The sequence below is a fragment of the Bradyrhizobium sp. LTSP849 genome (assembly GCF_000938255.1).
Lineage (GTDB): Bacteria > Pseudomonadota > Alphaproteobacteria > Rhizobiales > Xanthobacteraceae > Bradyrhizobium.
In genome coordinates, this window is sequence record NZ_JYMR01000051.1 from 285,051 (window position 1) to 299,341 (window position 14,291).

Annotated in this window: 11 protein-coding genes and 1 riboswitch; of the genes, 6 read left to right on the forward strand and 5 right to left on the reverse strand. The window is 64.0% G+C overall.

From position 1 onward, the window contains the following. Positions 1-17: 17 nt before the first annotated feature. The 4 genes from recA (at position 18) to UB31_RS29985 (ending at position 3,265) form a co-directional block, all read left to right on the forward strand. A complete protein-coding gene (gene recA / locus UB31_RS29975) occupies positions 18-1,106 on the forward strand; it encodes a recombinase RecA (RefSeq protein WP_045008535.1) in 1,089 nt (362 codons plus the stop codon). 162 nt (positions 1,107-1,268) lie between these two features. After that, the gene (locus tag UB31_RS29980) at positions 1,269-2,195 is read left to right on the forward strand and encodes a hypothetical protein (protein ID WP_245305635.1); all 927 of its coding nucleotides are present in this window, start codon (positions 1,269-1,271) and stop codon (positions 2,193-2,195) included. Positions 2,196-2,291: 96 nt separating this feature from the next. Beyond that, entirely contained in the window at positions 2,292-2,735 is a 444-nt protein-coding gene (locus UB31_RS42710) for a hypothetical protein (RefSeq protein ID WP_245305634.1), read from the forward strand. Continuing rightward, positions 2,711-3,265 carry a hypothetical protein gene (locus UB31_RS29985; RefSeq protein ID WP_245305633.1) on the forward strand — a complete coding sequence of 185 codons (555 nt, stop codon included), beginning with the start codon at positions 2,711-2,713 and terminating at the stop codon, positions 3,263-3,265. Before UB31_RS42710 ends, UB31_RS29985 begins: the two co-directional genes overlap by 25 nt. A 122-nt stretch (positions 3,266-3,387) precedes the next feature. Here UB31_RS29985 and gcvP read toward each other — a convergent pair whose 3' ends face one another. The 3 genes from gcvP to gcvT form a co-directional block, all read right to left on the reverse strand. Further along, positions 3,388-6,252 carry an aminomethyl-transferring glycine dehydrogenase gene (gene gcvP, locus UB31_RS29990; RefSeq protein ID WP_045013525.1) on the reverse strand — a complete coding sequence of 955 codons (2,865 nt, stop codon included), beginning with the start codon at positions 6,250-6,252 and terminating at the stop codon, positions 3,388-3,390. A 160-nt stretch (positions 6,253-6,412) separates the two neighbouring features. Then, positions 6,413-6,781: a glycine cleavage system protein GcvH gene (gene gcvH, locus UB31_RS29995; RefSeq protein ID WP_045013432.1), complete on the reverse strand. Its 369-nt coding sequence runs from the start codon at positions 6,779-6,781 to the stop codon at positions 6,413-6,415. A gap of 12 nt (positions 6,782-6,793) precedes the next feature. Then, positions 6,794-7,942 (reverse strand): glycine cleavage system aminomethyltransferase GcvT, encoded by a 1,149-nt coding sequence (gene gcvT / locus UB31_RS30000; protein WP_045013433.1) that lies wholly within the window; start codon positions 7,940-7,942, stop codon positions 6,794-6,796. Between the two features lie 143 nt (positions 7,943-8,085). Continuing rightward, a riboswitch (glycine riboswitch) is annotated at positions 8,086-8,174 on the reverse strand. Between the two features lie 233 nt (positions 8,175-8,407). Here gcvT and alaS point away from each other — a divergent pair. Together alaS and UB31_RS30010 are read left to right on the forward strand one after the other, a co-directional pair. After that, positions 8,408-11,089 carry an alanine--tRNA ligase gene (gene alaS, locus UB31_RS30005; RefSeq protein ID WP_045013526.1) on the forward strand — a complete coding sequence of 894 codons (2,682 nt, stop codon included), beginning with the start codon at positions 8,408-8,410 and terminating at the stop codon, positions 11,087-11,089. A 6-nt stretch (positions 11,090-11,095) separates the two neighbouring features. Next, on the forward strand, positions 11,096-12,322 hold the full coding sequence (locus tag UB31_RS30010) for a cyclic nucleotide-gated ion channel (RefSeq protein WP_045013434.1): 1,227 nt from the start codon (positions 11,096-11,098) through the stop codon (positions 12,320-12,322). A gap of 4 nt (positions 12,323-12,326) precedes the next feature. On the opposite strand, the gene UB31_RS30015 is transcribed toward UB31_RS30010, so the two are convergent. Together UB31_RS30015 and UB31_RS30020 are read right to left on the reverse strand one after the other, a co-directional pair. Beyond that, entirely contained in the window at positions 12,327-12,830 is a 504-nt protein-coding gene (locus UB31_RS30015; protein ID WP_045013435.1) for a DUF3455 domain-containing protein, read from the reverse strand. A 98-nt stretch (positions 12,831-12,928) separates the two neighbouring features. Further along, positions 12,929-14,140 (reverse strand): NADP-dependent isocitrate dehydrogenase, encoded by a 1,212-nt coding sequence (locus UB31_RS30020; RefSeq protein WP_045013436.1) that lies wholly within the window; start codon positions 14,138-14,140, stop codon positions 12,929-12,931. Between the last annotated feature and the right edge of the window lie 151 nt (positions 14,141-14,291).

Sequence of the window (14,291 nt, forward strand, 5' to 3'; positions counted from 1 at the left end):
ATAAGGAGCACGACCCGATGTCCACCACTGCCCTGCGTATCGTCGAAGGATCCTCCATGGACAAGACTAAGGCCTTGGCCGCCGCGCTCTCCCAGATCGAGCGCCAGTTCGGCAAGGGCTCGGTGATGAAGCTCGGCAAGAACGACCGCTCGATGGATGTCGAGTCGATCTCTTCGGGCTCGCTGGGGCTTGATATTGCGCTTGGAATCGGCGGCCTGCCGAGGGGGCGCGTCGTGGAAATCTACGGGCCGGAATCCTCGGGCAAGACCACGCTGGCGCTGCACACGGTGGCGGAAGGGCAGAAGAAGGGCGGCATCTGCGCCTTCATCGATGCCGAGCACGCGCTCGACCCAGTCTATGCGCGCAAGCTGGGCGTCAATATCGATGAGCTTCTGATCTCGCAGCCGGACACCGGCGAGCAGGCGCTGGAAATCTGCGACACGCTGGTGCGCTCCGGCGCGGTGGACGTTCTGGTGATCGATTCGGTTGCGGCGCTGGTGCCGAAAGCCGAGCTCGAGGGCGAGATGGGCGATGCGCTGCCGGGCCTCCAGGCCCGCCTGATGAGCCAGGCGCTGCGCAAGCTCACGGCCTCGATCAACAAGTCGAACACCATGGTCATCTTCATCAACCAGATCCGGATGAAGATCGGTGTGATGTACGGCTCGCCGGAAACCACCACCGGCGGCAATGCGCTGAAATTCTACGCCTCGATCCGTCTCGACATCCGCCGCATCGGCGCGATCAAGGAGCGCGACGAGGTGGTCGGCAACACCACGCGCGTGAAGGTGGTGAAGAACAAGCTGGCGCCGCCGTTCAAGCAGGTCGAGTTCGACATCATGTACGGCGAGGGCGTCTCCAAGATGGGCGAGATCCTCGATCTCGGTGTCAAGGCCGGCATCGTCGAGAAGTCAGGCGCCTGGTTCTCCTACGACAGCCAGCGCCTCGGTCAGGGTCGCGAGAACTCGAAAGCGTTCCTGAAGGCCAATCCCGACATGACCGCCAAGATCGAGACCGCGATCCGCCAGAACTCCGGCCTGATCGCCGAGCAGATTCTCGCCGGCAGCCCCGAGCGCGACGCCGATGGCGAAGAGCCGGCGGAAGAGTAGACCTTAACGCGAAGAGTTTTTCGCGAGGAGCGGGCGCTGAGGACGTTGAGTTGCCGACGTCTTCAGTGCCCGTTTCGTTTTGCGTTGTAGTGACCAGGTGGCGCGATGAAGCGTCTAATCTTGACTGGCTGGGGCGGTGGGAGTGAGCTTGCTCGATCGGGTTTGACCGAGATCGTCATACCGTTCCATTTTCAATTTGCGTGGGGGCCGCTCCCTCGGGCGGAAAAGCTTTCAGCTTATTTTGCAGCCTATACCAAGGATATTGATCCAGCCGGTCACTGGTCGGATTGGGTCCGCTGGCCACCGGGCGCCAAGGGGCGCTCATTGTCGCTGGCCGAGTTTTGCGAGCCGTATGACGAGATCGAACTCTGGTTCGGAGCAACTCCCCGAGATCAACTGCAACTCGTCTGGTTGCTCGATCACCTTGGCAGTTGTCCTGAACTGGCGCAGAAGCTTGGGCTACGATTGCTGGACTCCGATCTATTTTTTTATCCTGATTGTGATTTCGCCGAGTTCGACCGCTCTATTCCCCTTGTGGACGTCACTGCGGATGGGTTCGAGACTGCTAGGTCGGCTTGGTCGGCCTACCGCGCGCCGACCCCCGAGGCCTGCATTTATCTCCTTCACCGTGATCTGAGTCCCTTGCTGAGGCTACGGCCTGCCTTGCTCGAGCTTCTGGCAGAACTGCCGTCTCCGTTGACAGGACTTGGTATGACCGAGTTGCGATTTCTGGAGATGCTTGCGAGAGGGTATGCGAACACGAACGCGTTGTTCCATTTGCGCTCGCAACGGGGCACTTATGTGTTCGGTGAGATCGAACTGGGATATTTGCTCGAAGGCCTCGCGCTTGGTCCCAAGCCGGATGTAGCCGGGTTGGGCGACGAATTACGCACCATCGACCATGGCAACCATAGAGCTCGGCACGCGGTCTATCTCCGCAGCCGGCTGTCGTTGACGGAGTTCGGAAAAGCAGTGCTGGCCGGGGAGGAAGATTTCAGCCGCTATAATCCGATCGATCGCTGGTGGGGCGGCACGCGGCTGACCAATGATCGGCTGTGGCGCTACGGCCCTGTCTTGACAAAGCCGTGAGACCGCGAACATGACCCCGGCTGACCGCGACGACCGACTCGTCCACCGCAGGTGCCATCCGTCAGGCCGGCCTTGCCGATATCGTGAGAGGCAATCGTGTCACATTTGATTTTAGCCACGAACGATCTTGCGGAAGACGTGCTTCGGCAGTCCGGTGTCGCGAATCTCGCGCTCGGATTCTATCTACGTTTCGTCTGGAGGAAATTGCCTTCCGAAGAACGACTTTTGAAAGGGTTGGAGCGGCGTTCGGAGAAGCATTGCAATCCTGGTGATCATTGGCTCGACGACGTTTGTCGCGGCTCGCTCAACGGTTTCGGCACGCGCGATATCGGTTTCCTTGAGCTGTGTGCAAAGTTCGACTCAATTGAAATATGGGTCGATCCCCGGCCCAACGATCAGCTTGTGCTCGTCTGGCTGCTGGACCTGCTGCGCCCCTACAAGGAGATCACGACGAAGCTGAGCCTGGTGCACACGGACGACATTGTTGCAAACTATGCGCCGGAGTCTGTCGCAAAATGGAAGCTGCCTCCTTCAAGGTGACCGACAACCATCTGGTGACGGCAAGCCGCGCCTGGCGAGCTTATCAGGCTGAAACGCCAGAATCCTGTTTCGATCTGCTGATGACGGATCTCATGATTCTGCCGAGACTTCGATCGGCACTGATTGCGGTGCTTGAAGAGCTTCCGGACAGGGGGACGGGACTCGGTGCCAGCGAAATGGATCTCCTCGACTTTGTGAACGAGGGGCACACTGACCCGAGGATCGTCTGCGAGGCGAGGTGGCTTCGCGATGTGTTCGACGGATCCGACGCGCAAGATGCTTTGATCGAACTGGGGGAATATTCGGTCCCGCCGGTCTTGTTGGGCGATCCGGCGTTCGACAACGAGGACCGCTACTTCGGCAGGAGCGAGTGGAAGGTTACGCTGACTGAACTCGGGCGTTCACTTCTGGCGCGCGAAGCCGACATGTGGCGCCACAACCCAATCAAGCGCTGGTGGGGCGGTACTGAGCTGACCAATGACCGGCTCTGGCGGTGGGATCGCGAGAACAGATTGTTGGTTGCGCCTTAGAGGCGCGTTCACTGCCGTAGGGTGGGCAAAGGCGCGCAAGCGCCGTGCCCACCAAATTCCAACGTGGCGAAAGGTGGTGGGCACGCTCCGCTTTGCCCACCCTACGAAACCTCCGTCGCGTCTTACTCCGCGGCTTCCGCGTAATCGCTCACCGGCGGGCAGGAGCACACCAGGTTGCGGTCGCCATAGACGTTGTCGACGCGGCCGACCGGGCACCAGTATTTGTCGGTGCGCGAGCTGCCCGCGGGGAAGCAGCCTTCGGCGCGGGTGTAGGCGCGGGTCCAGTTATCGTCCGCGATGTCGTGCACCGTATGCGGAGCGTGCCGCAAGGGCGAGGCAGCGATCTCAAAGCGGCCGGCCTCGACCTCGGCGATTTCTTTCCGGATTGCGATCATGGCATCGCAGAACCGATCCAGCTCCGCTTTGGATTCCGATTCGGTCGGCTCGATCATCAGCGTGCCCGGCACCGGAAAGCTCATGGTGGGCGCGTGGAAGCCGTAGTCGATCAGGCGCTTTGCGATGTCGTCGACGGTGACGCCGCTTGTTGTCTTCAGCGGACGCGGGTCGACGATGCATTCATGCGCGACGCGGCCTTTCTCGTTCTTGTAGAGCACCGGGAAGTGCGCATCGAGCCTGGCTGCGATGTAGTTGGCGTTGAGGATCGCGATCTCGGTGGCGCGCTTCAGACCTTCGCCGCCCATCATCAGGATGTAGATGTATGAGATGGTCAGGATCGACGCCGAGCCGAACGGCGCGGCCGAGACCGGGCCGACCGCTGCGTCAGCCTGCGTCGCAGGATGACCGGGGAGGAACGGCGCGAGATGCGCCTTGACGCCGATCGGGCCCATGCCGGGGCCGCCGCCGCCATGCGGGATGCAGAAGGTCTTGTGCAGATTGAGATGGCTGACGTCAGCGCCGTAATCGCCGGGCCTGGACAGGCCGACCTGCGCGTTGAGGTTGGCGCCGTCGAGATAGACCTGGCCACCATGGCCATGGACGATGTCGCAGATCTCGCGGATATGCTCCTCGAAGACGCCATGCGTCGAGGGATAGGTGATCATGACCGCGGCGAGATTGGCCGAATGCTTCTCGGCCTTGGCGCGGAGATCATTGACGTCGACGTCGCCGTTCTTTTCGCAGGCGACCACCACAACGTCCATGCCGACCATCGCGGCCGAGGCCGGGTTGGTGCCGTGGGCGGAGGAGGGGATCAGGCAGATCTTGCGATGCGCCTCTCCGCGCGCGGCATGATAGCCGCGGATTGCGAGCAAGCCGGCATATTCGCCCTGCGCGCCCGAATTCGGCTGGAGCGAGATCGCGTCATAGCCGGTGATGTCGCACAGCCATTTCTCCAAACGCGCGAACAGCGCGTGATAGCCCTTCGCCTGCTCGCGCGGGGCGAACGGGTGCAGGGAGCCGAATTCCGGCCAGGTCAGCGGCATCATCTCGGTGGTCGCGTTCAGCTTCATGGTGCAGGAGCCGAGCGGAATCATGGCGCGGTCGAGCGCGAGGTCGCGATCGCTGAGCTTGCGCATGTAGCGCAGTATCTCGGTCTCCGAGCGATGCGCGTGGAACACCGGATGGGTGAGGAAAGCGGTCGCGCGCTTCAAGGCCTCCGGCAGTGCCTCGCGCGTGGTCGCATCTAACTCGGCGTAAGTGAGCTTGCCGCCAAACGCGCGCCAGACCGCCTCGACGGTTGCGGGCGTCGTGGTCTCGTCGAGCGCGATGCGCAAGGTGCTGTCGCCGACACCGAGATTGATCTTTTCAGCGACGGCGCGCGCGACGATCTCCGCACGCTTCGCGCCGGCATCGACCGTCACCGTGTCGAAGAAGCTTTCGGCTTGCGGCGCGAAGTCGAGCTTGCGCAGGCCGGCTGCGAGCACGGCGGCGCGGCGATGCACGGTCCGCGCGATCTGCGCCAGCCCTTCGGGGCCGTGATAGACCGCATACATCGAGGCGATCACGGCGAGCAGCACCTGCGCGGTGCAGATGTTGGAGGTCGCCTTCTCGCGGCGGATGTGCTGCTCGCGGGTCTGGAGCGCGAGGCGATAGGCAGGCGCGCCGCGCGAATCCACGGAGAGGCCGACGATGCGGCCGGGCAGCGAGCGCTTGAGCGCATCGCGCACCGCCATGTAGGCCGCGTGCGGCCCGCCATAGCCCATCGGCACGCCAAAACGCTGCGCCGAGCCGATCGCGATGTCGGCCCCGAGCTCGCCGGGTGAGGCGAGCAGTGTCAGTGCCAGGAGATCGGCGGCCATGATCGCGAGTGCGCCCTTGGCCTTCAGTGCTCTGATCGCAGGCCTGAGGTCGCGCACCGCGCCCGAACTGCCGGGATATTGCAGCAGCGCACCCAGCACGTCGGCCTTGTCGAGATCGGTGAGGGGATCGCCGACGATCAGCGTCCAGCCCAGGGGTTCCGCGCGGGTACGCATCACCGCCAGCGTCTGCGGATGCACGTCCTTGTCGACGAAGAAGGCCTTTGCGTCGACCTTCGAGTGCCGTTCGGCGAGCGCCATGGCTTCGGCCGCAGCAGTCGCCTCATCAAGCAGCGAGGCATTGGCGACATCGAGCCCGGAGAGGTCGCAGATCATGGTCTGGAAGTTGAGCAGCGCCTCCAGCCGGCCCTGGCTGATCTCGGGCTGATAGGGCGTATAGGCCGTGTACCAGGCCGGGCTCTCCAAAATGTTGCGCTGGATCACCGCGGGCAAAATCGTGCCGGAATAGCCTTGGCCGATCAGCGAGGTGAAGACCTGATTGTCGCGCGCCAGCTCGGCCATATGCGCGATCGCCTCGGTCTCGCTCAAGGGCTTGCCGAGATCGAGCGGCGCGGCCTGCCGGATCGAGGCCGGCAGCGTCTCCGCCATCAGCGCGTCGACGCTCTTGGCGCCAACGGTTTCCAGCATCGCGGTCACGTCGCGCGCGGAGGGGCCGATATGGCGGCGAACGAAAGTGGTGGTGTCGCCGTTGGATTTGCGGTGCGCGGTCATCATGGGTCCTCGCTAGGAGTTGCTGTCGCCGTCATGCCCCGCGAAGGCGGGGCATCCAGTAAACGCAGCCGCTTCGGCTAGGACCGATAGGCTGCGGCGTACTGGATCGCCCGCCTTCGCGGGCGATGACACTGAGAATGAGGTTCGAGTGTGCTTCATCTCACGCCGTATGCGCCTTGTAAGCCGCCTCATCCATGAGGCCGCCGAGCTCGCTCTTGTCGGCAATCTTGATCTTGAAGAACCAGGCCTTGCCTTGCGCATCCGAATTGACCAGCGCCGGCTCACTGCCGAGCGCGTCGTTGACCTCGAGCACTTCGCCGGAGATCGGTGCGTAGACGTCGGAGGCAGCCTTCACCGATTCCACGACGGCGGCGGCTTCGGCCTTCTTCAATGTGCGGCCGACCTTCGGCAGTTCGATGAACACGACGTCGCCGAGCTGCGACTGCGCGTAGTCGGTGATCCCGACGGTGGCGACATCGCCGTCGATGGCCAGCCATTCGTGGTCGGAGGTGTACAGCGTCGTGGTCATTTTCTTAAGTCCTCAGCGTTTGTAGGTGTTTTTCACGAAAGGCATGGCGGCGACCGTGAGCGGCAGACGCTGGCCGCGCACCTCGGCGAAGAGGTTTGTGCCGAGCGCGCTCGACGCGGTGGGCACGTAGCCCATCGCGACCGGTGCATTCAGGCTTGGGCCGAAGCTGCCCGATGTGACCTTTCCGATCGGCTCGCCGCCGGCGCTATCTGCAAACAGCAGCGCGCCCTCGCGCACCGGCGCGCGGCCCTCGGTGCGCAGGCCGACGCGGCGGCGGGCCGCGCCCTGGTCGAAATGCGCGAGGATCTTTTCGGCGCCGGGAAAACCGCCGGCGCGGGCACCGCCCGTGCGGCGGCTCTTTTGCACCGACCATTCCAGCGCGGCCTCGACCGGTGTGGTGGCGGTGTCGATGTCATGGCCATAGAGGCAGAGCCCGCCTTCCAGCCGCAGGCTGTCGCGGGCGCCGAGACCGATCGGCATGACGTCAGGATTGTCCAGCAGCGTTTTGGCGAGGCGCTCGGCATCGCCGGCGGGAACCGAAATCTCGAACCCGTCCTCGCCGGTGTAGCCGGAGCGCGAAACGAAGCAGTCGATGCCTGCGACCTTGTGCGGCCCGGCATCCATGAACTTCATGGTGGGCGCCTCTGCACACAATTTCGCCAGCACCGATTCCGCCTTCGGGCCCTGAAGCGCGATCAGCGCGCGCTCGGTCAGCGAATCGATGATGCAGTCGTTGGACAGATTCGCGCGCAGATGCGCCTCGTCCTCTTCCTTGCAGGCGGCGTTGACGACCAGGAACAAATGGTCGCCGAAACTGGCGACCATCAGATCGTCCAAAATTCCGCCATCCGCATTGGTGAACTGGGCGTAGCGCTGGCGACCCGGCGCAACCGCGACGATGTCCTGCGGCACCAGCCGTTCCAGCGCGCGGGCAGCGTCCTCGACCTTGCCCGACTTTGGCCGAAGCGCGATCTGGCCCATGTGGGAGACGTCGAACAGGCCGGCCTGGCTGCGGGTATGGAGGTGCTCCTTCAGCACGCCGGCGGGATGTTGCACGGGCATGTCATAGCCCGCGAACGGCACCATCTTGCCGCCGAGCGCCACATGCAGCCCGTGAAGGGGCGTCGTCTTAAGGGAATCTTGGTCGTCGCGCGAAAGCATCACAGGGCCCTCGGCGGTTCCCGAGGACAATTCCCCGCGGACACCACCCGAAGCCCCATCTGTCGCTGTGCCTGAGAGTATTATCCCGTCGGCGGACGCAATCCGGGTCTTATGCCCGTCGGCGCCTCTTTCCAGATGCTGTCAAAGCCACGCGGTCCTTTTGCCTGAGAGTTTCCGGGGCGGTTGCTCCTTCGGCGCCGGCACCAGTGCCGGTCTCTCCCGACGTGGCCGTACGATACAGATGGGTAAAGACCACAGCCCGGCCAAGCCTGTCAACGCGGCTTCAGCGCCTTTCAACGGGATTGCAACGGGATTGCGCGCCTGCGGCAACCCTCTGATCACGCTGCACAGTTTCTGGACAGCGAAGCTGGCCTTGTCTAAAAGCGCTTCTGTCCGCAGATATCAGCCCAAACTTGCGGTTTGGATGGCGTGTCAGCGGGCCCAAGCACACCCGATTGGATGAACATGAGCGGCGTCAACGAGATCAGGTCGACCTTTCTGAACTTCTTTGCCGAGAACGGCCACGAGATCGTGTCGTCCTCGCCATTGGTGCCGCGCAACGACCCGACATTGATGTTCACCAATGCCGGCATGGTGCAGTTCAAGAACGTTTTTACCGGCGTCGAGAAGCGGCCTTACCAGCGGGCCACCACGTCACAGAAATGCGTGCGCGCCGGCGGCAAGCACAACGATCTCGACAATGTCGGCTATACCGCGCGCCATCTCACCTTCTTCGAGATGCTCGGCAACTTCTCGTTCGGCGACTATTTCAAGGAGCGCGCGATCGAGCTGGCCTGGACGTTGATCACCAGGGAATTCGGGCTCAAGAAAGACAAGCTGCTCGTCACCGTCTACCACACTGACGACGAGGCGGCTGGCCTCTGGAAGAAGATCGCGGGCTTCTCCGACGACCGCATCATCCGCATCCCGACCTCGGACAATTTCTGGGCGATGGGTGACACCGGCCCGTGCGGTCCGTGCTCGGAGATCTTCATCGATCGCGGCGACCACATCTGGGGCGGACCTCCGGGCTCACCGGAAGAGGACGGCGACCGCTTCCTCGAATTCTGGAATCTCGTGTTCATGCAGTACGAGCAGGTGACGAAGGAGGAGCGCGTGGCGCTGCCGCGTCCCTCGATCGACACCGGCATGGGCCTCGAGCGCATGGCCAGCATCATGCAGGGCGTCGACAGCGTGTTCGAGACCGATCTGTTCCGCCATTTGATCGATGCGACCGCGTCGGCGCTGGGCACCGGGCCGAACGAGCAGACCGTCGCTTCGTTCCGCGTCATCGCCGACCATCTGCGCTCCTCGGCCTTCCTCGTCTCCGACGGCGTGCTGCCCTCGAACGAAGGCCGCGGCTATGTGCTGCGCCGGATCATGCGCCGCGCGATGCGCCATGCGCAGCTGTTAGGTGCGAAAGACCCGCTGATGCATCGCCTCGTGTGGGCGCTGGTGCGCGAGATGGGCCAAGCCTATCCCGAGCTGATGCGCGCGGAAAATCTGATCGAGGAAACGCTGCGGCTGGAAGAGACCCGCTTCCGCAAGACGCTGACGCGCGGCCTTGCGATCCTCGACGAGAGGTCGGCCTCCTTGAAGAAGGGCGACATGTTCGACGGCGACGTCGCCTTCACGCTCTACGACACCTACGGCTTCCCGCTGGATCTGACGCAGGACGCGCTGAAGTCGCGCGGCATCAGCGTCGATCAGGCCTCCTTCACCGACGCCATGGAACGTCAGAAGACCAAGGCGCGCGCGTCATGGGCGGGCTCGGGCGAGGCAGCCTCGGAAGCGATCTGGTTCCCGCTGCGCGAAAAGCTCGGGGCCACTGAATTTTTGGGCTATGAGACCGAGAGCGCCGAAGGCGTCGTCTCCGCGCTCGTCAAGGACGGTAAGGAAATCGACAGCCTCAAGGCCGGCGAGACCGGCGCGCTGCTGCTGAACCAGACGCCGTTCTATGCGGAGTCCGGCGGCCAGGTTGGCGACACCGGCGTGCTGACGGGCGAGGGCGGGATCAAATTTCGCGTCACCGACACCCAGAAGAAGCTCGGCGATCTCTTCGTTCACATCGGCACATTGGAGAGCGGCGAGCTAAAGCTCGGCACCGCGCTCGCGCTCGAAGTCGATCATCGGCGGCGCTCCTCGATCCGCGCCCATCACTCCGCGACGCATCTCATTCATGAAGCGCTGCGCCAGGTGCTCGGCGACCACATCGCCCAGCGCGGCTCGATGGTCGCGCCCGATCGGCTGCGCTTCGACTTCGTGCATCCGAAGCCGATCACGGCGGAGGAACTTGCCCGCGTCGAGGACATCGCCAACGACGTTGTGCTGGAGAACGACGAGGTCACCACCCGCGTCATGGGCGTGGATGAGGCCCGCGAAGCGGGGGCGCGCGCGCTGTTCGGCGAGAAATATGGCGACGAGGTCCGCGTCGTCTCGATGGGGCGGACTGCGCGCGAACGCGGCGTCAACGCGCTCGGCTGGTCGGTCGAGCTCTGCGGCGGCACGCATGTCAGGCGCACCGGCGATATCGGCCTGATCACGCTGACCGGCGAGAGTGCGGTCGCCTCCGGCGTGCGCCGCATCGAGGCTCTAACCGGCAACTACGCGCGCAAGCATGCCAACGAGACCATGGCGCTGGCGAAGACCGCGGCGAACGAGCTGCGCACCTCGATCGACGACGTCCCGGCCCGCATCACAGCGCTGATGGACGAGCGCAAGAAGCTCGAGCGCGAATTGTCTGACGCCCGCAAGAAGCTCGCGATGGGCGGCGGCGCGGCGAGCGGCAGCAATGGCACAGCGAGCGGCGTGCGCGAAATCGGCGACGTCAAGCTGATGGCGCGTGCGGTCGAGGGCATCGAGATGAAGGATCTCAAGAGCCTTGCGGACGACGGCAAGAAGCAGATCGGCTCCGGCGTGGTCGCCATCATTGGCGTCACCGAGGACGGCAAGGCCGGTGTCGTGGTTGGTGTGACCGCCGACCTCGTCTCGCGATTCAATGCTGTCAACCTCGTGCGCGTCGCCTCCGAAGCGCTCGGCGGCAAGGGCGGCGGCGGCCGGCCCGACATGGCTCAGGCTGGCGGCCCGGATGGTGCCAAGGCGTCCGAGGCGTTGACCGCGATCGAAAAAGCGATGGCGGGCGCGTAGACCGTCGTGGGCCCCGTTCCGCGAGGACGTGGCTTGCGCGATCCCAACTTAAGGGATCGCCTGTACGAATTGCTGGAGCACGATCCGCTGGCCTACTCAGTGGGATCGCGCTTCATCCAGGTGATTATCAGCGTCATCGTGCTCGACGTTGCTGCGATGATCCTGGCCTCGGTGCCCGATCTGGACGCGCAGTTCGACGTGCTGTTCTCGGCCGTCACGATTGTTTCCATCGTCATCTTCGCGCTGGAATATGCCGCGCGTCTGTGGACGGTGGCGGGCCACACACCGCGCAAGGCATCCGCGCTCGCCGACCGGTTCTCCTATGCTTTCTCCGCGCTCGGCATCATTGATCTCCTGGCGTTCCTGCCTGCGGCGATCGTGCTGGCCACCGGCCGTCACGCGACGCTGGCTGCGCTTGGTGTGCTGCCGTTCTTCAAGCTGATACGGTACTCGCCGGCGATGCGCTCGCTGCTCGCCGCCGTGCATGCCGAGCGGCGCGCGCTGATCGGCTGCATCGTCATCCTGACCGGCGTGGTGCTGACCTTCGCCTCGCTGCTTTATGCGATCGAGCGCGACGTGCAGCCCAGCAAGCTTGGCACCATTCCGGACGCGATGTGGTGGGCGATCGTGACGCTCGGCACCGTCGGTTATGGCGACGTCGTGCCGGTGACCGCGCTCGGAAAATTCGTCTCGGTCTTTGCCATCATCAGCGGCTTTGCCATGATCGCGCTGCCGGTCGCGATCATCTCCACCGCCTTTGCCGAGGAGCTGAAGCGGCGCGACTTCGTCGTGACCTGGGGCATGCTGGCGCGGGTGCCACTGTTCTCGCATCTTGCGGCCGCGGAGATCGCCGACATCATGCGGCTGCTCCGGGCCCGCACCATCGAGCAGGGCGAGGTCCTGGTCCGTCGAGGCGATGCCGCCTCGTCGATGTATTTCATCACCGCCGGCGAAGTCGAGATCGCGCTGCCGAGCCAGCAGGTACGGCTCGCCGACGGCACTTTCTTCGGCGAGATCGCGCTGCTGCACAAGACCAAGCGCAGCGGCACGGTCACCGCGATGCGCAAGACCCGGCTGCTGCTGCTCGACGCGCAGGATTTTCACGCTTTGATCGCGCGCATGCCGACGCTGGCCGCCCATGTCCACCAGACCGCGAAAGCGCGGTTGGAGGAGACCGGCGATCTGGCGGCGGCAGAGCTGACGCAAGCCGAGCGCGAGGGCACCGACCGCTGAGCGGTCAGCCCTTCTTCAGGAAAATATAGTCCGCCGAGTAGGGCGCGCTTTTGAACTCGCCAGCCTTGTCGCATGCGCCGTCGAGCTTGCCGCCATGGGTGTTGATGCGCTGGACGGTGGTGACCGGCGTCAGCACGCCGCTGCCGCGGCGGGAGGCGACCTCCAGCTTCAGCCAGGGGATATCGGCGGCCGTTGCGCCCGGCGCATTGCCGATCGCCTTGCCAACCACGGCGCTGCTGTCGGCAAGCTCCCAGTTCGGCCCGGCATAATGCCGGCCGACCGTCTTGCCCTCGGCAAGCAGGGTCGCGACCGGCTCGCGAAAAGCCCAGGCGAGCTTGCCGTCGGTGCCGGCCTTGCAGTCATAGACCTGCGCGCCCTCGGCATGGACGCTGAGCACGACGGTCTCGCCGGGGGCGGCGATGGCGGCGGGCAGCGGCTCCGCGGCCCCGGCTGGTCCAATCATGGCTGCGAGCAGCAGGCAGGGGACGGCGAACTTGATGATGGACATGGGCGGTCTCCACGCGATGATATCAAAACGAATGGGCCGCGCTTGGGCGCGGCCCATCATGATGTCTAACCCCGGTCAGGCGAAAATAATGCGCAGGCTTACGCCAACGCTTTCGTGAGGTTCTCGGCGACCTTGTCGAGGAAGCCGTTGGTCGAGAGCCAGCGCTGGTCGGCGCCGACGAGGAGCGCGAGGTCCTTGGTCATGTGGCCTTCCTCGACGGTGTCGACGCAGACCTTCTCCAGCGTGTTGGCGAACTTGGCCAGCTCCGCATTGTTGTCGAGCTTGGCGCGGTGCGACAGGCCGCGGGTCCAGGCGAAGATCGACGCGATCGAGTTGGTCGAGGTCTCCTTGCCCTTCTGGTGCTCGCGGTAGTGGCGGGTCACGGTGCCGTGAGCAGCTTCGGCTTCCACCGTCTTGCCGTCGGGGGTGAGGAGGACCGAGGTCATCAGGCCGAGCGAGCCGTAGCCCTGCGCGACCGTGTCGGACTGCACGTCGCCGTCGTAGTTCTTGCAGGCCCAGACATAGCCGCCGGACCATTTCAGCGCCGAGGCCACCATGTCGTCGATCAGGCGGTGCTCGTAGGTCAGGCCCTTGGCCTCGAATTCCTTCTTGAATTCGCGGTCGTAGATGTCCTGGAAGATGTCCTTGAAGCGGCCGTCATAGACCTTGAGAATCGTGTTCTTGGTCGAGAGATAGACCGGGTAGTTGCGCAGCAGGCCATAATTGAGCGAGGCGCGGGCGAAGTCGATGATGGAATCGTCGAGATTGTACATCTGCATGGCGACGCCGGCGCCCGGGGTCTTGAAGACCTCCCTCTCGATCACGGTGCCGTCCTCGCCGACGAACTTCATCGAGAGCGTGCCCTTGCCCGGGAACTTGATGTCGGTGGCGCGGTACTGGTCGCCATAGGCGTGGCGGCCGATGATGATCGGCTTGCTCCAGCCGGGAACCAGGCGCGGCACGTTCTTGCAGATGATCGGCTCGCGGAAGATCACGCCGCCGAGGATGTTGCGGATGGTGCCGTTCGGCGACTTCCACATTTGCTTGAGGTTGAACTCCTTCACCCGGGCCTCGTCCGGGGTGATGGTGGCGCACTTGACGCCGACGCCGACCTTCTTGATGGCTTCGGCGGCGTCGATGGTCACCTGATCGTTGGTCTCGTCGCGGTATTCCATCCCCAGGTCGAAGTAGAGCAGCTCGACGTCAAGGAACGGGTTGATCAGCTTGTCCTTGATGTACTGCCAGATGATCCGGGTCATCTCGTCGCCGTCGAGTTCGACGACAGGGTTGGACACCTTGATTTTTGCCATGATCGGGGAAGCCTCTTGGGAACGGCGCTTTTGGCGCGCCACGGGAATATCCGCCCCCTCCTAGCACCGGGACGCGGCGGGCGAAAGCCAAGGGATTATGCACTTTTAGCTCATCCAGCTTCCACAGATGGGGGGCGGGGAGCCGCCCTGC

Excerpts from the sequence above, each read along its gene's own strand:
- recA (WP_045008535.1), top strand. The coding sequence starts at position 18 with ATGTCCACCACTGCCCTGCGTATCGTCGAAGGATCCTCCATGGACAAG.
- UB31_RS29985 (WP_245305633.1), top strand. The coding sequence starts at position 2,711 with ATGGAAGCTGCCTCCTTCAAGGTGACCGACAACCATCTGGTGACGGCA.
- gcvP (WP_045013525.1), bottom strand. The coding sequence starts at position 6,252 with ATGACCGCGCACCGCAAATCCAACGGCGACACCACCACTTTCGTTCGC.
- gcvH (WP_045013432.1), bottom strand. The coding sequence starts at position 6,781 with ATGACCACGACGCTGTACACCTCCGACCACGAATGGCTGGCCATCGAC.
- gcvT (WP_045013433.1), bottom strand. The coding sequence starts at position 7,942 with ATGCTTTCGCGCGACGACCAAGATTCCCTTAAGACGACGCCCCTTCAC.
- alaS (WP_045013526.1), top strand. The coding sequence starts at position 8,408 with ATGAGCGGCGTCAACGAGATCAGGTCGACCTTTCTGAACTTCTTTGCC.
- UB31_RS30015 (WP_045013435.1), bottom strand. The coding sequence starts at position 12,830 with ATGTCCATCATCAAGTTCGCCGTCCCCTGCCTGCTGCTCGCAGCCATG.
- UB31_RS30020 (WP_045013436.1), bottom strand. The coding sequence starts at position 14,140 with ATGGCAAAAATCAAGGTGTCCAACCCTGTCGTCGAACTCGACGGCGAC.